Genomic DNA, 22,449 nt, shown 5'->3' on the forward strand with positions numbered 1-22,449 from the left:
TCCCCCCGCTGGCGTTTCGTCACACTCCGGCCTCGATCGCCGCCCCTGGGCACTTATGAGACGCTGGCGATCAATTAGCCTGATTAGTGAGTCGTTTCCCCGAAGCATCCCGATGCAAAGTTGCCAATTTGCTGCGATAACAGGAGCAGTCGGTGTCCGTTGATGTACCCGAGCTCGCCGACCTAGAACAGGTTCGCGGGCGCTGGCGCCGTGCGGTCGCCGGCGTGCTGTCCAAGAGCACCCGAAGCGACGCGGCCGCGTTGGGGGACCAACCCGAGCACCTGCTGGATAACCCGACCTATGACGGGTTTGCAATCCGGGCCCTTTACACCGCGTTCGACGAGCTGCCGGAGCCGCCGCTGCCGGGCCAGTGGCCCTACGTGCGTGGCGGCGACGCGTTGCGCGACGTCAAAGCGGGCTGGAAGGTTGCCGAGGCGTTTCCCGGGCCTGGCCAGGACTCCGGCGCCCCCGCCAACGCGGACCTGCTGGCCGCGTTAGCTGACGGGGTCAGCGCGCTGCTGATCCGGGTGGGGAAATCCGGTGTGGCGTCCGCGCAGCTTCAGCGGCTGCTGTCGGGTGTGTACCTGAACATGGCGCCGGTCATGCTCGACGCGGGGGCCGATTATCTGGCGGCCTGCGACGCCATGCTGGAGCTGGTGGCCCAGCTGGAGCCCGACCAGCGCACCACGCTGTCGATCGATCTGGGGGGCGACCCGCTGACCGCGTCGCTGAGTGGCCGTGGTGCACCGCCGATCGAGGAGGTCATCGCGGTTGCCTCGCGGGTGGCCGGCGATCGAGGGGTGCGAGCGATCACCGTCGACGGACCCGCTTTCCACAATCTGGGCGCCACCGCGGCCACCGAACTCGGCGCCAGCATCGCCGCGGCGGTGGCATACCTTCGGTTGCTGACCGAGTCCGGCCGCTCGGTCGGCGAGGCATTGCGGCAGATCAGCTTCCGGCTCGCCGCCGATGACGACCAGTTCATGACGCTGGCCAAGATGCGGGCGGTGCGCCAACTATGGGCCCGGGTGGCCGAGGTCGCCGGTGATCCGGATGGCGGCGCTGCGACGATACACGCGGAGACGTCGCTGCCGATGATGACTCAGCGCGATCCGTGGGTGAACATGCTGCGTTGCACGCTGGCCGCCTTCGGCGCGGGAGTCGGCGGTGCCGACACGGTCCTGGTGTTCCCGTTCGACGTCGCGATTCCCGGTGGCTTTCCCGGGATTGCGCCCAGCTTTGCGCGCCGGATCGCCCGCAATACCCAGCTGTTGCTCTTGGAAGAGGCACACGTCGGCCGGGTGCTCGACCCGGCCGGTGGGTCCTGGTTCGTCGAGGACCTCACCGAACAGCTGGCACGGCAGGCCTGGCAGAACTTCCAGGCCATCGAGGGCCACGGCGGATTCGTCGACGCCCACGACTATCTAACGGAGCAGATCGCCGGACTCGCGGCGCGCCGCGCCGACGATATCGCGCATCGCCGCATCGCCATCACCGGCGTCAACGAGTTTCCGAACTTGGGTGAACCTGCTCTGCCACAAGGTGATCCGGCCAGCATCGCTGGGAATGTGGTGCGCTGCGCCGCCGAGTTCGAAGCACTGCGCGATCGATCGGATGCCTACCTGGCGCGCGCGGGTGCACGTCCGCGGGCGTTGCTGTTGGCGTTGGGCCCGTTGGCCGAGCACAACATCGCGACGACGTTCGCGGCAAACCTGTTGGCATCGGGCGGCATTGAGGCAATCAACCCGGGCACGGTCGACGCGGCCGGCGTCGCGCAGGCCGTCCGGGACGCGGGGTCGCCGACGGTCGCGGTCATCTGCGGCACCGACCAGCGCTACTGCGACGAGGCCGCTGACGTTGCTCAGGCGGCCCGAAGCGCCGGAATAGAGCGGGTGTACCTGGCCGGATCCGAGAAGGCGGCCGCGGACGCTCAAAGCCGGCCCGATGAGTTCCTCACCGCCAAAATCAATGCGGTCGAAGCACTGTCAAATCTGCTGACTCGGTTGGGAGCCTAGATGACGGCCACAGTTCCCTCGATCGGCAGCTTCTCCGACATCCCGCTGCGGAGCGATCGGACCATCGCGCCGCCCACCGAAACCGATGTGGAAAGGCATGTCGCTGCGGCTGCGGCAGCGCACCGGTACACGCCTGAGCAGTTGCACTGGCACACGCCCGAAGGAATTGACGTCCAACCGGTTTACATCGCCGCCGATCGCAGCGCCGCCGAGGCCGACGGCTACCCGCTGAACAGCTTTCCGGGCGAGCCGCCGTTCGTCCGTGGCCCCTATCCGACGATGTATGTCAACCAGCCGTGGACCATTCGCCAGTACGCCGGATTCTCCACCGCCGCGGAGTCCAACGCGTTTTACCGCCGCAACCTGGCCGCCGGTCAGAAGGGCCTGTCGGTGGCCTTCGACCTGGCCACCCACCGTGGCTACGACTCGGACCATCCCCGCGTACAGGGTGACGTCGGAATGGCCGGCGTAGCAATAGATTCCATCCTGGACATGCGGCAGTTGTTCGATCGCATCGACCTGTCGGCGGTATCGGTATCGATGACGATGAACGGCGCCGTGCTGCCGATCCTGGCGCTGTATGTGGTTGCCGCGGAGGAGCAGGGCGTGCCGCCGGAGAAACTGGCCGGCACCATCCAGAACGACATCCTCAAAGAGTTCATGGTCCGCAACACCTATATCTATCCACCCAAGCCGTCGATGCGGATCATCTCCGACATCTTCGCCTACACCAGCGCGAGGATGCCAAAGTTCAACTCCATCTCGATATCCGGCTACCACATCCAAGAGGCAGGTGCCACAGCGGATCTGGAGTTGGCCTACACCCTTGCCGACGGCGTGGAATACATCAAGGCGGGCCTGGATGCCGGCTTGGACATCGACAAGTTCGCGCCCCGGCTGTCTTTCTTCTGGGGTATCGGGATGAACTTCTTCATGGAGATCGCGAAGCTGCGGGCGGGTCGGCTGCTGTGGAGTGAGCTGGTCGCCGAATTCGGAAGCCAGAGCCCGAAATCCAGGTCACTACGCACGCATTCGCAGACCTCGGGCTGGTCGCTGACCGCCCAGGACGTGTTCAACAACGTGGCCCGCACCTGCATCGAGGCGATGGCCGCAACCCAGGGCCACACTCAGTCGCTGCACACCAACGCTTTAGATGAGGCGTTGGCGTTGCCCACCGATTTCTCCGCCCGCATCGCCCGCAACACTCAGCTGTTGCTACAGCAGGAGTCGGGCACCACGAGGCCGATCGACCCCTGGGGGGGCTCCTACTACGTGGAGTGGTTGACCCATCAGCTTGCGCGGCGGGCGCGGGCTCACATCGCCGAGGTCGCCGAGCACGGCGGTATGGCTCAGGCGATCAGCGACGGCATCCCCAAGCTACGCATCGAGGAGGCGGCGGCGCGCACCCAGGCCCGCATCGACTCCGGCCAGCAGCCGGTGGTCGGGGTGAACAAGTATCAAGTCGAGGAGGACCACGAGATCGAGGTGCTCAAGGTCGAGAACAGCCGGGTACGTGCCGAGCAGCTGGCCAAACTGCACGAACTGCGCGCCGGCCGGGACCGGGCGGCGGTCAAGACCGCGTTGGCCGAGCTGACCCGCGCCGCCGCGGCCCATGGTCGTGCCGGGGGAGATGGACTGGGCAATAACCTGCTAGCTCTGGCCATCAACGCGGCACGGGCCAAGGCGACGGTCGGGGAAATCTCCGATGCGCTGGAGCAGGTCTACGGGCGTCACCAGGCAGAGATCCGTACCATCGCCGGGGTCTATCGCGACGAAGTCAAAGGAGGCGGCAACATCGCCCCGCTTTCTCAAGCGACCCAACTGGTAGAGAAATTCGCCGAGGCCGATGGCCGCAGGCCACGCATTTTGGTGGCCAAGATGGGTCAGGACGGCCACGACCGGGGACAGAAGGTGATCGCGACGGCCTTCGCCGATATCGGGTTCGACGTCGACGTCGGGTCGCTATTCTCCACGCCCGACGAGGTGGCCCGGCAGGCCGCCGACAACGACGTGCACGTGGTCGGGGTGTCCTCGCTGGCCGCTGGCCACTTGACGCTGGTCCCGGCGCTGCGCGTAGCACTGGCTGAGGTGGGCCGGCCCGACATCATGATCGTGGTTGGCGGCGTCATTCCACCCGGCGATTTCGACGAGCTGTATGCCGCCGGGGCCGCGGCCATCTTCCCGCCCGGGACGGTGATCGCCGACGCCGCAGTCGACTTGCTGCACAAGCTTGCCGGCCGGCTGGGTTACGCGCTGGGCTAGTGGACATCCAACTTTTTCCCGCAAGCGTAGCGCCATGGCGAGGTTCGTCTGCCTTTCTCGCCGTGGCGCTCCGCTCGGCACGCTGGACGGGGCGGGTTAAGTGACCACCGAGCTACTGGCTGACGCGATCCGCGGTGGTGACCGTGCGGCCTTGCCGCGGGCCATCACGCTGCTGGAATCCACCCGTGCCGACCACCGTGAACAGGCCCAACAGCTGCTGCTGGCTCTGCTGCCGCACGCTGGGAAGGCCCATCGAGTGGGCATAACCGGGGTCCCGGGAGTGGGCAAGTCCACCATGATCGAAGCCCTCGGCATGTACTTGATCGACCAGGGGCACCGGGTGGCGGTACTGGCCGTCGACCCGTCGTCGACCCGTACCGGTGGATCGATTCTGGGAGATAAAACCCGGATGGCTCGACTGGCGATGCACCCCGACGCCTACATCCGGCCGTCGCCAACCTCCGGAACACTGGGTGGGGTGGCCAAGGCCACTCGCGAGGCGGTCGTTCTGCTGGAAGCTGCCGGTTTCGATGTGATCTTGATCGAAACCGTCGGGGTCGGCCAGTCAGAGGTGGCGGTGGCAAACATGGTCGACACGTTCGTGCTGCTCACCCTGGCACGTACCGGCGATCAGTTGCAGGGCATCAAAAAGGGTGTGCTGGAGCTGGCTGACATCGTGGTGGTGAACAAGGCGGACGGGGAGCACCGGCGCGAAGCGGAGTTAGCGGCTCGGGAGCTGTCCGCGGCGATCAGATTGATCCATCCACGCGAAACGCTTTGGCGGCCACCGGTTCTCACGATGAGTGCGATTGAGGGGAACGGTTTGACAGGGCTGTGGGAAACCGTCGAGCGGCATTGCACAGTCTTGACCGAAGCGGGAGAGTTCGAGGCTCGTCGCCGCGACCAGCAAGTCGACTGGACCTGGCAGATGGTCCGCGACTTCGTCCTGGACCGGGTGCTGTCCAATCCAGCCGTGCGCGAAATCCGCGCCGACCTAGAGCGTCAGGTCCGGGCGGGGGAGTTGACCCCGGCTCTGGCGGCCCAGCAAATACTGCGTGTCGCATCTTCCTAACGGAAAGGTAAATTAATCGTTGTTTGCCCATGGCCGCTGCGAAACCCAAGTAAATTCAAACCGTGCAGGTTGACAACGGAGTCGATCGCCGTGTGGTTCCCCCCCACGATGCCCCTGGCGTGGGCCATGGGGTGTCCGGTGCGGCGGACCCACGGTTTGCTTGCGTCGTCCGCGCCTTCGCCAGCATGTTCCCCGGGCGCCGGTTCGGCGGCGGGGCGCTGGCGGTGTATCTCGACGGCCAGCCCGTTGTCGACGTGTGGAAGGGCTGGTCGGACCGGGGGGGCCGGGTGCCGTGGTCGGCGGACACCGCGCCAATGGTGTTCTCGGCGACCAAGGGCATGGCGTCCACGGTCATCCACCGGCTCACCGATCGGGGGCTGATCGACTACGAGACCCCCGTTGCTGAGTATTGGCCGGAGTTCGGCGCCAACGGCAAGTCCGATCTCACCGTTGCAGAGGTGATGAGGCACCGTGCTGGCTTGTCGGGTTTGCGAGGCGCCACTTGGGAAGACTTGCTGGACCACGTCATCATGGAAGACCGGCTGGCCGCAGCGGCGCCTGGACGCCTGCTGGGCAAACCGGCGTATCACGCACTGACGTACGGCTGGCTGCTGTCCGGGCTAGCCAGGGCCGTCACCGGAAAGGGGATGCGCGCGCTCATCCGCGAAGAGCTGGCCGAACCGTTGGACACTGATGGCCTCCACCTGGGCCGGCCGCCGGCGCAAGCGCCAACGCAGGTTGCCGAGATCATCATGCCGCAGAACATCGTCGGCAACCCGATTGTCAACGTTCTCGCGCACAAGGTCGCCCACGAGCTGTCCGGTGGATACCGCTCCATGTACTTCCCGGGCATCATGGCCGCCGTCCAAGGTGATATTCCGTTGCTGGACGCCGAGATCCCGGCAGCCAACGGGGTGGTGACGGCCCGCGCGGTAGCCCGGATGTACGGAGCGATCGCCAACGGCGGCGAGATCGACGGCATTCGGTTCCTATCACGCGAACTGGTCGCGGGCCTGACCGGCCGCCACAGCCTGCAGCCGGATCGGAACCTCCTGGTGCCGCTGAATTTCCATCTGGGCTATCACAGCGTGCCCATTCCCAATATGATGCCGGGCTTCGGCCATGCGGGGATGGGCGGTTCGATCGGCTGGGCCGATCCCGCCAGCGGAGTGGCGTTCGCGTTGATGCACAACCGGCTGCTGTCACCATTCGTGATGACTGATCACGCCGCGTTCGTCGGAATCTACGCCCTGATACGGCAGGCGGCAGATAGGGCCCGCAAGCGCGGCTTCAAGCCGGTAACGGAGTTCGGGGCGCCGTTCTGCCAGCCGGGCGCCGTCGCCGGCTGACCCGCCGTTAGGACGGCGAATCTTCCAGGCGAAAACCAACTTTCAGTGTCACCTGGAAGTGTGCAACGGCGCCGTCCACCAGATGGCCGCGAACTGAGTCCACTTCGAACCAGTCCAGGCCGCGCATGGTCTGCGCCGCTCGTGCCAGACCGTTGCGGATAGCCGCATCGATACCGTCGGCTGAGGTTCCGACAATCTCGATCACGCGGTAGGTGTGGTTGCTCATCGCGTCCCGTACATCCTCTCGTCTAGGTGGCGTCGCAAGGATAGTCCGCAGCGGCCGCCAAGCGGGGGACTTCGGGGTGTCCTCGGTCGCTCGCAAAGACTTTGAATATTGGGTTGTTAGAAGCGCTACTGGGTTAAACTTCGGGACGGCCGGGGTGGGGGCTTGCTCCCTCTACCGTTGCGGAGAACCGGGGAGAACGCAGTGAAACGACCCGTAGAGGCAGTTTGGCGTGCCGGGTCGGCGATCAGACAGCGACTTGTCGCGGTCGCCAGCCAATCCGAGCGCAGCATCCTGCTCGGCACCGTGTTGCTGGCGACGGCAATCTCGGCGGTGACGGGCTTTATTCTCGCCCAGTACTACTCGATCGACGTGCTCTCCTCGCTGATTTTCGTCCCGCATGACTGCTACCTCGATTGGGGAATGAACGTCGGTCGGCACTGTTTTAGCGACTACACGATGCCGGTGACCCTGGGGTTGCGGTCCAATCCGTGGGAGCCTTACCCGGCATTCACCTCAGCCGACCACGTGCCCTTCCAAAACAACTACCCACCGGCCGGAATGGTGCCGCACGTGACCTTTGGGCTGCTCGGTCAATGGCTGCACGCGCCGCAAGTCGGGTTGTTCGGTTATCTGCTCGCTTTGGCGATCGCAGTGTTCAGTCCTGCACTGTGGGCCGCTCGAGGGGCACATGGTCACGAGCGAGTGGTGGTCTTCTTGGCGTGTGGCATAGCGGCGATTCCGGCCTGGATGGCAATCGATCGGGGCAACTCGGTGGGGTTCGTGGTGCCCATCGCGCTGGTCTATCTGATAGCGCTATGCCGACGGCGGTGGCGACTCGTGGCGATTATGGTCGTCCTGGCGGCGTTGGTGAAACCGCAGTTCGTCCTACTGGCGGTCGCACTCTTGGCGATGCGGCAATGGCGCTGGGGCGTCAATGCGGTGGCGGGGTCGATTTTCTTCAACCTTGCCGCCTATGCGCTGTGGCCCCACGATCTTCCGCAGACGATCATGCAATCCATCCGTGCCACCCTGGAACCCGGTGCTTTCCAACGGCTCGCGGGAGCGCTAAACGTGTCGTTTGGGAGGGTGGTCCTACTAATCCCCGATTCCATAGCGGACCTGAAAAACGGCGGCGCGGTTCCGGAGGGCTTCCTCGACGGCGTGCGCTCGCTCGTCGGGTATATCGTCCTTGTCCTCGTCGTCGTCTTTATGGTCGCTCTCGGGCGCCGGATGTCTCCGGTCATGGCGGGAATCGTGGTGCTGGCCACTGCATCGCTCTTCCCCGCGCTGAGTCAGCCGTACTATCTGGTGTTCGTGTTGCCGGTGGCCGCGCTGGTGGTCCGGGATCCGGATGCCCCACCGGGATGCGGCATTTTCGACCGGCCCGCGACGGTGGGTGGCCGCCGCCGCGCAGCTGGGGTTTTGGTGAGTTTAGCCGCGGCGCTCAGCATCGCCCAGATCGCGTTGCCAGGCCCGTCTTTTCAATGGCCGGTTGTGGGGCAGCTGGGGCTCCCGGGAATCCCCGTCTATACCCCGCCGCTGGTTGTCAGCACGCTGTCGTTGGCGCCGGTCTTGTGGTTCATTGCCTGCGTTGCGGTCATGGTCTCCTACCTCCGCAAGCCCGCTTCCACGTACCGGAGTGATCCGGTGCTGGAGCCTGATAAGTCCCCGGATGCTGCCGCCGACAGCGGGCGGCTCAAAGCCGAGTTGTTGGCCGAGTATTGATCTTCATATCGGGCCATCTATGTGGATGAAATGTGAAATGCTGTACCGCAAGCTGCCATCGTCACCGGCGCCGCCCGGGGGATCGGCCTTGGTGGTACGCGGGAAACGCCGTTTCTTTCAGCGGCGGTCTCGTACGCTCCAACACGCGGTATCGATGTAGGTAGGGAAATGTCTGTCTGTGGACGTAGGGGATAACGTGGCAACTCAACTCTCAGAGCGCATCTGCATTGTCGGCGGCGCGGGACACGTAGGGCTACCGCTGGCACTGGTGTTGGCCGACATCGGTTACACCGTCGACATCCTGGATACGAACACCGAGGCCCTGAAAACCATCATGGCCGGCAAGATGCCCTTTATCGAAAACGGAGCCGAGGATCTGCTCGAGCGGTTATTGCCCACTGGCCGTATCGCGGCGACCACCGATTCATGGGTGGTCCGGAACTCCGACATCGTGATCTGCGTCGTCGGGACGCCGGTCGACGAGTACCTGACTCCGCAGGCGCACACGTTCTTCCGCATCATCAACGAAATCAGTCCGTACTTCCACGACGAGCAGACCCTCATTCTCAGGAGCACCGTCTACCCGGGTCTCACCCAGCGCGTTCACGATCTGTTCCAGGAGCGCGGAATTGGCGTCCATGTGACGTTCTGTCCTGAGCGCATTGCGCAGGGTCATTCGATTCGCGAATTGCGGATGATCCCGCAGATCATCAGCGGATTCGACGAAGATGGGATTCGGGTGGTTCGCGAGCTTTTCTCGCTGGTGACCAGCGAGATCATTGAGGTCGAGCCACAAGAAGCCGAGCTGGCCAAGCTGTTCTGCAATAGCTACCGCTACATCCAGTTCGCCGTCGCGAACCAGTTCTACCTGCTTAGCCGTGAGGCTGGTCTCGATTTCAACCGCGTACACCATGCTGCTACGTATAAGAACGGGCGCGTCGATAGTCTGCCGAGAGCCGGGTTGGCGGCCGGCCCATGCTTGCTGAAGGACACGATGCAGCTTGCCGCGTTCAGTAACAACAACTTCATGTTGGGGCACTCGGCGATGCTGATTAACGAAGGCCAGCCGCAGTTTATCGTCAACATGCTCAAGCGCCGGGTCAATCTGCGCGACAAGACCGTTGGCATTCTGGGCATGACGTTCAAGGCCGACTGTGACGACACCCGCGACTCGCTGAGTTTCAAGCTCAGGCATCTACTGATGCTGGAGGCCCGAAAAGTGATGCTGCACGATCCCTTCCTGGAAGGCCCGGACTACTTCCCGCTCGACACGGTGGTAGAGGGGGCGGACGTCCTGGTTATCGGCGTTCCGCACACTGACTACCGAGGTCTTCGCATACCGCCAGGCAAGATAGTGGAGGATGTCTGGGGATGCGTGGACGTGAGCGAGCTTGACGACGACGCGGTAAACGGTGCCCAACTGGCGACACTAGGGATGGGGGCGGCGGCTCGGTGAAGATTCTGGTAACCGGCAGCGCGGGGTTCATCAACGGCTACGTCGTCGACGAGCTGCTGCGGGCCGGCCACGATGTCGTGGGTATCGACAACTACTCAAAGTACGGCAAGGTCAAGAAAAGCTACGACGACCACCCTCGTTATCACTTCGTCGAGGGCGACGTCAAAGATGTCGATCTGATGTGCCGGCTGGTCGAGGGTTGCGATCAGATGGTGGCCAGCGCCGCCCGCATCGGCGGCATCACCTACTTCCACGAGTACGCCTATGACCTGCTTGCCGAGAACGAACGGATCGCGGCCGCCCACTTTGATGCTGCTATATACGCATACAAGAAGGGGTGGCTCAAGAAGATCAACGTACTCAGTTCGTCGATGGTGTTCGAGAACGCCTCAGTCTTCCCGACGCCGGAGAAACACATCGCCGAATGCCCACCTCCGACAAGCACTTACGGATTCCAGAAGCTAGCCTGCGAGTACTTCGCCCATGGCGCATACGAGCAGTACGGTCTCCCGTATACGATCATCCGCCCCTTCAACTGTGTGGGCACCGGAGAGCAGCGGGCGCTGGGTGGGCGCGAAATTCCAAGCGGCAATGTCAAACTCGCGATGAGTCACGTCGTGCCGGATTTGATCCAGAAAGTGGCGAAGGGCCAGGATCCGTTGCACATCCTTGGGGATGGCACGCAGGTGCGCCACTATACGTACGGCGGCGACCTTGCACGCGGCATTCGCACGTGCATGGAGCACCCGGCGGCGTTGAACGGGGATTTCAACCTGTCCACGCCCGAGGCCACGACCGTTGTCGAACTCGCCGACGTGATCTGGCGCAAGATGCGCCCAGACACACCATTTCGTTACGAAAGCGATCCGCCGTTCGAGCATGACGTCCAGCTGCGCTCCCCGGACGTCCACAAGGCCTATGAGGTGCTTGGCTTCTCGGCGACGACCACGCTGGATACCATGCTGGATGAGGTCATACCCTGGGTTGTGAACGCCGTCGAGGCCGGGACCATTTGACGTGCGAAGGTCGTTGCCACGAGGACGCCGTGCGCATCACGGGTGACGCGGATCTTCGGCAGCTTTACCGCAATCGCTTCGGCCACCACCGCGAGTCGAGATCCGCCATCTGGCGTGTACTTGTCGACGACTTCTTTCAGGCGTGGATCAAGCGCAGCGATACCGTGGTGGACTTGGGATGCGGCTACGGCGAATTCCTGAACCACGTGAGGGCCGCGCACCGAATCGGTGTGGATCTCAACCCGGACAGTGCCAACATGCTCGAACCCGAAGTGGAGTTCCACCAGGGTCGAGCCGACGACCTCGGCTTTCTCGAAGATGAGTCGGTCGATGTCGTCTTCAGCAGCAATTTGTTGGAGCATCTGCAAAGCAAGGCCGAAGTGGAGCGCACGATCGCCGAGGTTCGACGGGTGCTCAAGCCCGGCGGGCACTTCATCGCCCTGGGACCGAACATTCGCTTTCTCTCCGGTGACTATTGGGACTTCTGGGACCACGCGGTGCCGATCAGCGATCGTTCACTGGCCGAGCTGCTGGGCATCCACCACTTCGAAATCGTGGCGACCTACGATCGTTTTCTGCCGTACACGACGTATTCTCCACTGCCGAAGGCGCCGATCCTGGTGCGGCTGTTTCTGCGATCCAGACTGGCGTGGCGGGTCTTGGGAAGGCAGTTCCTGGTCCGGGCGCGTAAGTCGCGATCGGAGGCAGACTTTCAGCGCGTGGTCAGTGTCGTCGTCCCGGTGTATAACGAGGGCGAAAATATTCAGGTCTGCGTCAGAAGGCTCGCTGAGGCATTAGCGGATACCCCACACGAGCTACTCGTCTGCTACGACTTCGACGCGGACACCACGCTGCCGGCACTCGCCGCCATGCCCGACCGCCCCTCCACTGTGCGACTGGTCCGAAACGCGCTCGGCAAGGGTGTGGCCAACGCGCTGATCGCCGGCTTCGCGGCAGCTCGTGGCGACGTGGTCGTCACCAGCATGGCGGACCTGTCCGACCCACCGTCGGTAATTCCGTTGATGGCGGCCAAGATCCGCGAAGAGGGGGCCGACATCGTCAGCGGGTCACGCTATATGCCAGGCGGTTCACAGACTGGTGGGCCACGGTTGAAGACCCTCATGTCGCGGACGGCCGGGCTGAGTTTGCATTATCTGGGTCGCCTGCCGACCCATGATGCCACCACGAACTTCCGTGCTTACAGCCGCCGGTTCCTCGACGATGTTGCAGTGCAGAGTGTGCGCGGATTCGAGGTGGGGCTGGAGCTCACGACGAAAGCGCATCTGCTTGGCTATCGGGTCGATGAGGTCCCCAGCAGCTGGACAGACCGAACCGCCGGCACCAGCAAATTCGACTTGGTCGGCTGGCTGCCAGCATATCTGCACTGGTACGGGCTGGCCATGCGGCGGCCGATGCTGCTTTGGGCCGGCGGGGGAGTGGCAGTGCTCCTAGCCACACGGCTCATGCGCCGATGCCGTTTCGGTACACGCGGCGCAGCTGGGCGCGAAAGGCTATGTCACTAAGGTGAATTGGTGCTACCGACTAGTCTGTCCGCCAGTATCACCAAGTGCGTTGGTGGCAGTACTGCTACACGGCTTCGCTCGCCGACTGGCGACCGTTCGCTGCTTGCAAGCCGCCATGTATCGGTCCTACTCCGGCTACAATCCATCCGCATGAAGCGTGTTGCACTGGTTGCCAGTGTGCTACTGCTGGCGGGGTGCGGGGGCGCCACGCACACCACAGCCTCGACCGTGACTATCACGCAAACTGTCACCGCTCAGCCCACCGCCGCTCGAACGGCGGGTCAGCAGCCGCCGCCACCTCCGGCACTCAAGACGGTTATCGACGCCTACGGCAACCCGCAGAGCGTCATAGACCGCGACGGCGCGTATCTGATTCTTGTCGACGTAATGCCGGGCAGGTATCGCACAGCTGGTGGGACAATGTGCTATTGGGCGCGGCTCCGCAGCACCAATACAAGGGATATCATCGATAGCCGGAAGAGCAGTGTTCCGCAGATAGTCGAGATAAACGAGAACGACACCGCGTTCTTGACGCAAAACTGTGGGACCTGGCAGATGGTACACATCTCGACCATCCTGGAGCCCTGGTGACGATCCATGGTGAAATCTGTACGGCAACGCCGAAACGGTCGATGTCGCTGATGGATTCAGGCTAAGCGTGCCGGCGCAAGGCATCGACACGTTGGGGTATTGGCCTATCGCCATCGTCGCACAGCTCGGTGAGGACTTGCCACCAGCTTTAAAAGAGCGACGGAACTCCTCGGAAATCGTCGTCGCATTGGTGAAAGCTGCCAATTCTATTGGAGTCATTGGTAGTTTGCGGGCATGGGGGTAGTCGCGTTGGTACCGGTGAGAACGTCGGGGAAGGTGAGAACATGGCTCTCGACAACAACATGGGGCTCCGTCCGTTGGCAACGGGGCCTCGTGGCCGGCATCGCTGGTGTCATGTTCTGGCCGCAGTCGGCGGTCAATCCTAGCGTCGGGCTCGATCCGTCTTGGCAGGCCGGGCTCGCCCTGGCCCGAGTGCAACACATTGCGTGGGGTAGTGAGCTCGTATTCACCTACGGACCCCTCGGGTTCCTCCGGACCAGCAGCTACTACACGTTTGGTCAATCGGTGCTCGCCGCGGCCTGCCAGGTGGCTATCATCGCCGCACTGTTCCTCGGCATCGCGGCAGCCCTGCGTCAGCGCCTCCCGCCGATGACATCGCTCGTCGGCGCGTTCATCACGACCGGCATTGTCACCTTCCTGTCCGTCGGTCATGGCATTGCTTTCAAAGCGCCTTCTGCCCTGGAAATGATGTACCCCGAGCTGGTGGTTCTCGCGGCGTTCGTGTGGGCGAGCGTGCCCCTGTTGCAACAGGAGCCACGGCGGTCGACGGTATTCGCCACCTGCCTCGCGCTCGGTGCGGTGGCAGGCTTTCAGCTGCTGATGAAGTTCAACACCGGCCTCGCGATCGTGGCCGTCGCGCTGGCACTGTCGGTCCTGCTCGACTGGAAAGCGCTCGGCCGGCATTGCGCAACGGTGGCCGTGTTCGCGGCGTCCATTCCCATCTGCTGGGTGCTAGCCGGCCAACGACCGGGGGACCTGCCCGCATGGCTCCGGTCCAGCATCGCGATTGCATCGGGTTACGTTGACGGGATGGCCACCGTGCCCCTCCCACGATGGGCATTGCCCGCGGTCCTGTTAAGCCTTGCCTGGATCGGGGCGCTCTGCAGAATGTTCATGTGGGGCGGATCGGAGATCCCCCGCCGTTACCTGGCGCTCGTCGGTCTCGCGACCGTGATCTCCGCCAAGGCCGCGTTCGGACGTTTCGAACCCTGGCACTTCGCCATTCTGCTCGGCCTCATGGTCGTTACGCTGGCGATCACCCCTTGGTCCCGGGCTCGCCTGCCTGCTCTGGTGCTGGCTGCGGTAGCAATCGCTTTCGTGTTCGCCGTCGGGGTAGGAGGGGCACAGGCTGTCAACGGCCGCGTCGCGTTGGCGATGCAGGCACCCGCGCAAGCGGTCGACCGCCTGGCCGCGTTCGCTGTGCCCGGTCAGGTCGCAAGACGAATCGAACAAGCCAAGGCACGCCAGCGTGCGCTTTACGCCATCTCGGACCGCTTTATCGCCACCATCGGGTCGGGAACCGTTCACATTGACCCCCAAGAGATTTCGGCAGTCTGGGCCCACGATCTGGCGTGGCGCCCGACACCGGTCTTTCAGACCTATCAGGCTCTCACGCCAATGCTCGATGACATGAATGCCGAATCACTTGCTCAAAGGCCACAATTCGTGCTGTCCCGGCTATCGGCAGCCTCGCCCGCCATCGGCCTCGATGGCCGGCTTGGCGTGCAAGAATCTCCCAAATATTCGCGTGCGCTGCTGTGCAACTACACCCTGAGCGGCATTGAGAACCGCTGGGCGCTCTTCACCCACACCCGCCCCCATTGCGGACCCCTCACCATGCTGTCGGAGGTCCCCATCAAGGAGCACGAGGCGATCCGGGTCCCCGACCCGAGCGGACCGGACAAGGCCGTCCTGGTGGGGATCGATCTGGATCAAACCTTCAACGACCGGCTCTACCAGGGCAAGGTCTTGCCGTTGACCACTTTCACGCTCCTTGTCGACGGGGTCACATATCGCCTCATCGCCAAGAACGCAGCTGAGCCATTTCTTGTCAGCACCCCCGCGTCCGTCGCTGGCACCAACCTGCAAATCCATGCCCAAGCCATCGGCGTCGGCCGCACTGTAAACCTTCTTCAGCCTTTTGTCAGCGCGCGAGCGCGTTTCTACGAGATGAGTGTCGGGCACTGACACTCAGGACAATCGGTCGTCTGGGTAGTCTCAGTGGGATTGCTATTTTGCGGTGATGGTGACACAGCGCTTGCAGCCCATCAGGACGTGGTGTTCAACCACAACATGGGGGTCCCGCCGTTGGCAACAAGCCCTGGCGGCGCTGATCGCCGCTCTGACCATCGCGCCACAGTCTTCCGTCGACGCGAGTGTCGGTCTCGATCCGTCTTGGGAGGTTGTCGTTGCTTTAGCTCCAGCTCGGCACATCCGCTGGGGTCCCGACCTCGTGTTCACCTACGGGCCTCTCGGATACCTGCAAACCACCGCCTACTATGCGTTCGACCAATCGGTACTTGCAACGGTCTACCAATTCGCCGTCGTCGCCGCACTATTCCTTGGCATCGCGGCGGTGTTGCGGCAACGCTGTGCGCCGATGACGTCTCTCATCGGCGCGTTTTTCGCCACCTGGTTGGTAGCCATCCTCCAGGTGGGTCATGGGACCGCGTTGGGCATGATGTACCCCGAGCTGGTCATTCTCGCGGTGTTCGCGTGGGCGTCGGTCCCGCTGTTGCAGCGGGATCCCAAGCGGTCGACGATCTTTGTCGCGTGCACGGTCCTCGGCGCGGTCGCCGGGTTGCAACTCCTGGTGAAGTTCAACACCGGCCTGACCATTGTGGTTCTCGCACTGGCCGCATCGGTATTGCTCGGCTGGATGGCCGTAGTACGCCATTGCGCAACGCTGGCGGCGTTCTCGGCGTCCACGCTCGCCTGGTGGGTGCTCGCGGGCCAACAACTGCGGGACCTGCCCGCCTGGTTAAGGTCCAGCGCCGCCATCCTGTCCGGGTACAACGAGTCGCAGGCGCTGCCCCTCACGCGGCTTGCCGTTCCGGCGATCCTGTTGTGCCTGGCGTGGATTGCGGTGTTGTGCGTGATATTTGTGCGCGGCGGCCCACGGATTCCCCGCAGCTTCGTGCTGTTTGTTGGGCTGTTGACGCTAATCACCATCAAGAGCGCATTCGGACGCTTCGACATATGGCACTTCAGCATGTTGCTGGGGGTGATCGTTGTTGCGGTGGCGCTGGCTCCTGGCCTCCGAATTCGACATCGAGCGTCGGTGCTGGCTGCGGTCGTGTTCGTATTCGCGTTCAATGACGGGCCCCCCCTGGTCCGTCACCGTGTCGTGGCTGCCGTACAGGGGCCCGTGCAATCGATCGACCGCCTGCTCACGTTGGCGGTGCCCGGTCGCGTCGAGCAACGCATTGCACGCGCCAAGGCGCGGCAGCGTGCGACCTACGCAGTACCGGAGCGCTTCATCAAAACCATTGGCTCACAAGCCGTCCACGTCGACCCCGATGAAACCTCAGTTGTATGGGCCTACGACCTGGCGTGGCGTCCCGCACCCGTGTTCGCGACATACTCGGCGTACACGCCGTCGCTCGACAAACTGAATAGCAATACGCTGGCCGACGGGCCCGCATTTGTCCTATCGCGTGTGTCCGCGAAATTGCCTGCGACCGGCATCGACAACCGGCTCGGCACGCAGGAATCCCCACTGTATTCGCGTGCGCTGTTATGCAATTTCACGCTCAGCGGGGTCGAGAACCACTGGGCGTTATTCACCCACACCCGCCCCCGCTGCGGACCGCTTACCCCACTATCGGAAGTCCACGTCGACAACAACAACTCGGTCAGCGTCCCGGCGCCAAGCCGGCCGGACATGGCGATCCTGGTGGCGATAGACCTCGAGCCAACCGTCGTCGACCGGCTCTTCGGTGGCACTATCGCTCCGCTGACCACTTTCACGGTCGTGCTCGACGGGGTCAGCTACCGCCTCATCGCCGGAAACGCGGCCGAGCCATTTATCGTCGTCAGCCCGCCCTCGGTCAACGGTACGAACCTGGATATCCATGCCCACACCATCGGCGTCGGTCGGACCCGGGCAGTGGGGCCCGACGGCGCACACGCCCACCTGCGCTTCTTCGAAATGGGTGTGGGGCCGTGACCGAAATTGGCGAGTGAGGGTGCGCGCGCCGGCCTGCGCAGGCACTTGGCAGCGCAGGCGTGATGCCGAGGGTCACCAGCACCGCGGCGATCTTGCCGTACCGGTGATCGATGAAGTTGCCCGCCGGCACCGAGCAGGCGGTGAAGATCGCGCTGGTCGTGGATGAGCTGAATCAGCAACCCCGACGGCGCCGATCCGGGGCAGGTCGAATTCGGTCATTGGAGTCTTTCGAATGCGGCGATCTGCTGGCGGGTCATGGTAAGGGCGTCAGTGCCGGCGCGTACGCGCCGCTCCCAGTCGATCGTCCAAGCCAGGGCATCGCGGAAGTTGAGCCGATTGCGCCAGCCCAGTTCGTATTGCGCCTTAGTGGAGTCGAGGGCCAGCAGGCTGGCCTCGTGTGGATTGTTGCCCTCATCGAGGTCCCAATTCGCGCCGCCGCCCCACAGCTCGGCAGCCAGCATGGCCACCTGGCCAACGTCGACGAAGCTGTCGTGGCCCGGCCCGAAGTTCCACTGGCCCAGACCGAATCCGGCCAGTAGCGCGTCGATGAGGGTGAGGTAACCGTTGAGGCAGTCCAGTACGTGCTGCCATGGCCGTACTGCGCGCGGGAACCGTAACAGCGGCGCCTGGCCGCGCGCGTAGGCGGCCACCAGGTCCGGCAGCAGCCGCTCCCGGCTGATGTCGCCGCCGCCGATGACGTTGCCGGCGCGGGCAATCGCGGTGGGAGCGCCGGGAAAGCTGCGAACCCACGACTGGGTCAGCAGGTCGGCCATCGCCTTTGACGCGCTATAGGGATCGTCGCCACCGAGGGGGTCGGTTTCGACGTAGCCGGCCTCCTGGTTGATGTTGCGATACACCTTGTCGGTGGTCACGACGACGTGTGCACGCACCGACGCGGTGGCGGCGACGGATTCCAGCAGGTTGAGCGTGCCGATGGTGTTGGTCTCGTAGGTGTACCGCGGGTTGCGATACGACTCGCGAACCAGCGACTGGGCGGCCATGTGCACTACGACGTCCGGGGCAGCCGTCTTCACCGCTGCCATGGTGGCCGCCGCGTCGCGGATGTCCACCCGGAAGTCAAAGACAAGCTGGTCGGCGAGCCCCGTCCGCTCGAACAGACTGCCCTCATGTGGGTCGAGGGCCAGGCCTGACACCTGATGTCCGCGGCTTAGCAGCAGCAGCGCAAGCCAGGGCCCCTTAAACCCAGTGTGCCCGGTAACCAGGTAATGCACGGTTATCGCGCGACCTCGGCTATGCATCCTCGGATCGAGTCCGGCACCCACCCAGACGGTTCACTGCTGATGGTCAGCTCCTTTCGGCGGCCGTCGAGAGCCTATCGTGGTGGCGATGCGGCCTATCGGGTCGCGATTGATGTCGGCCGGCCCCGAGCGGCATGTTTGCAGCCTCACCGGCTAGCAGCGGCTACCGGGGTGGCTTCATAAGAATTGCTTGCCCCCCGGTCGGCAGCCTGAGTATTTGCAACCCACGGTCGCGAGCAAAACGATCGTAGCCGACCTTCTGTTGGTAATGGCGGGGCCACCCGTAATCGTCCATGATAACGACGCCAAACGGCACAATCTTCGGCCAAAAATACTCAAGCGCGGCGATTTCTGGTGCGGTGCAATTCATATCGAGATGTAGATATGCGATCTGTTCGCTTGTAACTCTTTCGAGCGTACCCGGAACTGAACCTTGGACTAACTCAACAAAGTCCAGTCCGGCGAAGTTCTTCTGCACGCGCTCAAAGCAGTCGGAATAGTCGAGATAGCCGGCGTGGGCCTCTTCCTCCGGCGTGAGTTGAGAGCGGTCCAGTCCCTGGAACGTATCAAGAAGCCAGAAACGTTTCCGGAGGCGTCCGAAGTCGGTGTGGGTGATGACCGCCATCGCGGTACCACCGTGGTCGACGCCGCACTCGACAAAATCACCCGCCAGTGCCGAGGCATGGTTGGCGGCCCAACACAACACGTGAATGCGCCAGCGCACATTCCATCTGCCAAATGATCCGGTTGCCTTCGCGGCCGCATAGACGCGCTTGAATTGTTCTGTCTTGCGGAAGTCCGCATTGGTTGTTGTGAAGAGGCCGTCCTCGTAAAAGCTCGTCCGCAATCGCCGCGCCATAAACAGGGTGTTGGCTATCGGGTGCGGCAGATTTTGAATAAAGCTTCGCATCGGTCTCCCTTGAGCTTGTTCACTACTGCAAAACTACCCGGTCACAAAACGGGACAATACTTCGGAGTGAGTCGGGGCGCGGAACGCGGGTCCCGAGTGGATTGGGGACAACGGGCTCCTGTCGAGAGTTGCTCGATCCGAACGTCGGCGCAGCCGCGCTCGCCTTGGCGAGGCTTGCCGACGTGCCGGTCGAGTGCGTCCCTGCGATCGACGAATGGTACGGCGGGGCTCAAACCGGCTCGATCTAGCTGCCTCGCGGCAACCCCGGCTCGGCGGCCCTGTTGGCACATTCTCCGTGCTCAGCGGCCAAACAGGGACCGGATTGGATCACCGGTATCCGCACCCGGGTATCGAAATCGTCCGGCGATCATTGCGAAAGCGCCGCGCCAAGCCGACCTGGGAACTAAATTTACGGCCATGGCTGCGATGGGTCGCCCGGCGATTTCGGTGGTGGCGCCTTGCTTTGACGAGGAGGAGGTTCTACCGGAGTTCCTGCGCCGGGTGGGGGCTGTGTTGGATTCGCTGGGGGGAACCAGCGAGATCGTCTTGGTCGACGATGGTTCGCGTGATCTGACCTGGGAGGTCATGTCCAAGGCGGCGGCAGAGGATCCGCGCATTGTCGCGGTTCGTCTGATGCGTAACCATGGTCATCAGCTGGCGCTGACGGCGGGACTGAGTGCCTGCCGCGGCGAACGCGTACTGATCATCGACGCCGATCTGCAGGATCCGCCCGAGCTCCTGCCCGACATGATGGCGTTGATGGACCAAGGTGCCGACGTCGTTTATGGCCAGCGCCGCCAACGCGAAGGCGAGGGTGTGTTCAAACGCGCCACTGCCAGCATCTTCTACCGCACCCTCAGCCGCGTTACCGATGTCGACATCCCGTGCGACACCGGTGATTTCCGTTTGATCACCCGCACCGTTCTCGACCTGCTGATGGCAATGCCCGAGCGCCACCGCTTCGTCCGCGGCATGGTCGCCTGGATCGGTGGCAAGCAGGTTCCATTGGTCTACGACCGAAAGGCCAGGGTGGCCGGGCAGAGCAAATACCCGTTCACCAAGATGGTGCGTTTTGCGGCCGACGCGGTTTGCGGCTTCTCCGTGGCGCCGCTCAAGCTGTCGATGATGCTCGGCTGGGTGATGGCGGCCGTCGGATTCTTCTTTGCCATCTACTCGAGTGTGGGCGCAATACTCGGACACACCGTCCCGGGCTGGAGTTCGCTGATGGCCGCACTCGGCATATTGAGCGGTATGCAGTTCCTGATGCTCGGAGCTATCGGGGCCTACCTCGGTCGATTGTATGACCAGAGCAAAGGTCGGCCGCTGTACATAGTCCGGGAGACCGTGAGCTCTGGTGAAAACGTCGTCGTACCCACGATGCCGGCTAGTGCGGCTGTAGCGTCGTTGACTCGCCCGTCGGATTAGCTGAGTGTCGTGACTGTTGACGCGTTTGCGGGTGACGGCAAGGAGATTCGTCCACCAGCGGGGATGACCGGGGTACCTGGTCCGCTGTTTCGTTTGATCCGGGATCAGCGGATCGCCTTTCTCATTGTCGGTGGCATGAACACCGGAATCGGAGGGGTTTGGTTCGTACTGTTCCTGTGGCTGTTTCCCCCGGGACCTGTCGGATATCTGGGTGCGTTGGTCTGCGCGCATATCGGTGCGGTGCTGTGCGCGTTCGTCCTCTACCGTAGGTTTGTGTTTCGAGTAAGGGGTCATGTGTTGCGGGATTTGGCCCGATTCGAGCTGGTCAATCTCTCAACTCTGGCTTTCAATTTCGCCATGCTGCCGGCTTTGGTGGAAGTGTTCGGCTGGCCGGTGCTGGTGTCACAGGTCGCCATCGCCGGCATGACGGTGGTGTACAGCTGGTTTGCGCACCGGGGCTTCTCGTTTCACCGCAGCCCCGCTGAGCTCGGCCTAATTGAGCATCGGCAAGCCGTGCTGTGACGCCCCAGGTGTCGATTGTCGTTCCGGCATACAACAGTGTTGCCTTCATCGACACCACAATGAAGTCGATTCTGTCGCAGACCTTTCGCGATTTCGAGCTGGTCGTCTCCGATCACAGCTCCACCGATGGCACCTGGGAGGCGCTACAGCGATTTGCCACTGACCCCCGGGTCCGCTTGAGCCGGTTGGCTTCCGGCGGGGGCGCGCCGGCGAACTTCAATGCCGTCACCGATCTGGCCACCGGCGAATTCATCAAGCTGGTCTGCGGTGACGATCTACTCTCTCCGGATTGCCTGGCCGAGCAGGTGGCAGCGTTGGCGGCGCATCCGTCGGCGGTCATGGCCGCCAGTACCCGGGACGTAATAGACGCCACGGGTGCACCGGTGCTGCGCAACCGTGGGTTGGCCGGGCTGTGTGGCGAGGTTGACGGCGCCGAGGCGATCAAGCGGACCGTGCGGGCCGGCACGAACATTTACGGTGAGCCGGCGGCGGTATTGTTCAGACGAGCAGCGTTGATGGATGCCGGCGGTTGGGACGGTCGTTTCCCGTATCTCATAGACGAGGCGACCTACTGCGCAGTCCTGCTTCATGGGAATCTTGTCGCGGTACCACGCTGCCTTTCTGCGTTCCGGGTCAGCGAATCCCAATGGAGTGTGCGGCTGGTGCGCGCGCAGGCCGATCAAGCCATCGGTTTCAGCCGCGAGTTCGCGGCGGCACACCCCGGCCTATTCAGTCGGCGCGACCTGGCGGTCGGCAGCATGAGGGCCCGCGTCAACGCCGTCGCCCGGCGTGCCGTATACCGCTGGCTAGGTCGCCGGATGCGCTACCGGGTGGCCATCGACGGTGATCCACGCGGCGCCGACACGTCGGATACCGGGATTGGTGTCGGCCAGGCGCCGATGACGTAGG

General features: G+C 63.5%; 17 protein-coding genes. 14 read left to right on the plus strand and 3 right to left on the minus strand.

Translation table 11 applies throughout. The features are described from left to right. Positions 1-152: 152 nt before the first annotated feature. From mutA to AADZ55_RS10120, 4 genes are all read left to right on the plus strand, one after another. Positions 153-2,015: a methylmalonyl-CoA mutase small subunit gene (gene mutA, locus AADZ55_RS10105; RefSeq protein WP_085326527.1), complete on the plus strand. Its 1,863-nt coding sequence runs from the start codon at positions 153-155 to the stop codon at positions 2,013-2,015. Then, on the plus strand, positions 2,016-4,277 hold the full coding sequence (gene scpA, locus AADZ55_RS10110) for a methylmalonyl-CoA mutase (RefSeq protein WP_085326526.1): 2,262 nt from the start codon (positions 2,016-2,018) through the stop codon (positions 4,275-4,277). A 100-nt stretch (positions 4,278-4,377) separates the two neighbouring features. Continuing rightward, the gene (meaB, locus tag AADZ55_RS10115) at positions 4,378-5,349 is read left to right on the plus strand and encodes a methylmalonyl Co-A mutase-associated GTPase MeaB (protein ID WP_085326525.1); all 972 of its coding nucleotides are present in this window, start codon (positions 4,378-4,380) and stop codon (positions 5,347-5,349) included. Positions 5,350-5,411: 62 nt separating this feature from the next. Beyond that, complete coding sequence (locus AADZ55_RS10120; RefSeq protein ID WP_085326524.1) at positions 5,412-6,698, plus strand: serine hydrolase domain-containing protein; 1,287 nt, start codon at positions 5,412-5,414, stop codon at positions 6,696-6,698. Between the two features lie 7 nt (positions 6,699-6,705). On the opposite strand, the gene AADZ55_RS10125 is transcribed toward AADZ55_RS10120, so the two are convergent. Next, entirely contained in the window at positions 6,706-6,924 is a 219-nt protein-coding gene (locus tag AADZ55_RS10125) for a dodecin (RefSeq protein ID WP_085326523.1), read from the minus strand. Between the two features lie 201 nt (positions 6,925-7,125). Between AADZ55_RS10125 and AADZ55_RS10130 the strand changes: the two genes are divergently transcribed. From AADZ55_RS10130 to AADZ55_RS10160, 7 genes are all read left to right on the plus strand, one after another. After that, on the plus strand, positions 7,126-8,649 hold the full coding sequence (locus AADZ55_RS10130; protein WP_085326522.1) for a glycosyltransferase family 87 protein: 1,524 nt from the start codon (positions 7,126-7,128) through the stop codon (positions 8,647-8,649). A gap of 196 nt (positions 8,650-8,845) precedes the next feature. Next, entirely contained in the window at positions 8,846-10,105 is a 1,260-nt protein-coding gene (locus AADZ55_RS10135; protein WP_085326538.1) for a nucleotide sugar dehydrogenase, read from the plus strand. Continuing rightward, on the plus strand, positions 10,102-11,121 hold the full coding sequence (locus AADZ55_RS10140) for an NAD-dependent epimerase/dehydratase family protein (RefSeq protein ID WP_085326521.1): 1,020 nt from the start codon (positions 10,102-10,104) through the stop codon (positions 11,119-11,121). The genes AADZ55_RS10135 and AADZ55_RS10140 overlap by 4 nt, the downstream gene beginning before the upstream one ends. A gap of 29 nt (positions 11,122-11,150) precedes the next feature. Next, a complete protein-coding gene (locus AADZ55_RS10145; RefSeq protein WP_085326520.1) occupies positions 11,151-12,644 on the plus strand; it encodes a glycosyltransferase in 1,494 nt (497 codons plus the stop codon). A 150-nt stretch (positions 12,645-12,794) separates the two neighbouring features. Further along, positions 12,795-13,235, plus strand: coding sequence for a hypothetical protein (locus AADZ55_RS10150; protein WP_085326519.1), 441 nt, complete (start codon positions 12,795-12,797; stop codon positions 13,233-13,235). Positions 13,236-13,568: 333 nt separating this feature from the next. Continuing rightward, positions 13,569-15,443, plus strand: a complete 1,875-nt coding sequence (locus tag AADZ55_RS10155) for a hypothetical protein (protein ID WP_242670225.1) — start codon at positions 13,569-13,571, stop codon at positions 15,441-15,443. 55 nt (positions 15,444-15,498) lie between these two features. Further along, positions 15,499-17,424 carry a hypothetical protein gene (locus tag AADZ55_RS10160; RefSeq protein ID WP_085326517.1) on the plus strand — a complete coding sequence of 642 codons (1,926 nt, stop codon included), beginning with the start codon at positions 15,499-15,501 and terminating at the stop codon, positions 17,422-17,424. Between the two features lie 215 nt (positions 17,425-17,639). On the opposite strand, the gene rfbG is transcribed toward AADZ55_RS10160, so the two are convergent. Both rfbG and AADZ55_RS10170 read right to left on the minus strand, forming a co-directional pair. After that, positions 17,640-18,656 carry a CDP-glucose 4,6-dehydratase gene (rfbG, locus tag AADZ55_RS10165; protein ID WP_085326516.1) on the minus strand — a complete coding sequence of 339 codons (1,017 nt, stop codon included), beginning with the start codon at positions 18,654-18,656 and terminating at the stop codon, positions 17,640-17,642. Positions 18,657-18,846: 190 nt separating this feature from the next. Beyond that, entirely contained in the window at positions 18,847-19,593 is a 747-nt protein-coding gene (locus tag AADZ55_RS10170; protein WP_085326515.1) for a TylF/MycF/NovP-related O-methyltransferase, read from the minus strand. 417 nt (positions 19,594-20,010) lie between these two features. On the opposite strand from AADZ55_RS10170, the gene AADZ55_RS10175 reads away from it, so the two are divergent. Genes AADZ55_RS10175 through AADZ55_RS10185 form a run of 3 tightly spaced genes read left to right on the plus strand, consistent with a single transcriptional unit; the run spans position 20,011 to position 22,448 of the window. Further along, a complete protein-coding gene (locus tag AADZ55_RS10175; protein ID WP_119185040.1) occupies positions 20,011-21,018 on the plus strand; it encodes a glycosyltransferase family 2 protein in 1,008 nt (335 codons plus the stop codon). 9 nt (positions 21,019-21,027) lie between these two features. Continuing rightward, the gene (locus AADZ55_RS10180) at positions 21,028-21,540 is read left to right on the plus strand and encodes a GtrA family protein (RefSeq protein ID WP_242670213.1); all 513 of its coding nucleotides are present in this window, start codon (positions 21,028-21,030) and stop codon (positions 21,538-21,540) included. Continuing rightward, positions 21,537-22,448 (plus strand): glycosyltransferase family 2 protein, encoded by a 912-nt coding sequence (locus AADZ55_RS10185; RefSeq protein ID WP_085326514.1) that lies wholly within the window; start codon positions 21,537-21,539, stop codon positions 22,446-22,448. Before AADZ55_RS10180 ends, AADZ55_RS10185 begins: the two co-directional genes overlap by 4 nt. The last annotated feature ends 1 nt before the right edge of the window (position 22,449 follow it).

Source organism: Mycobacterium decipiens, assembly GCF_963853665.1.
Classification (GTDB): domain Bacteria; phylum Actinomycetota; class Actinomycetes; order Mycobacteriales; family Mycobacteriaceae; genus Mycobacterium; species Mycobacterium decipiens.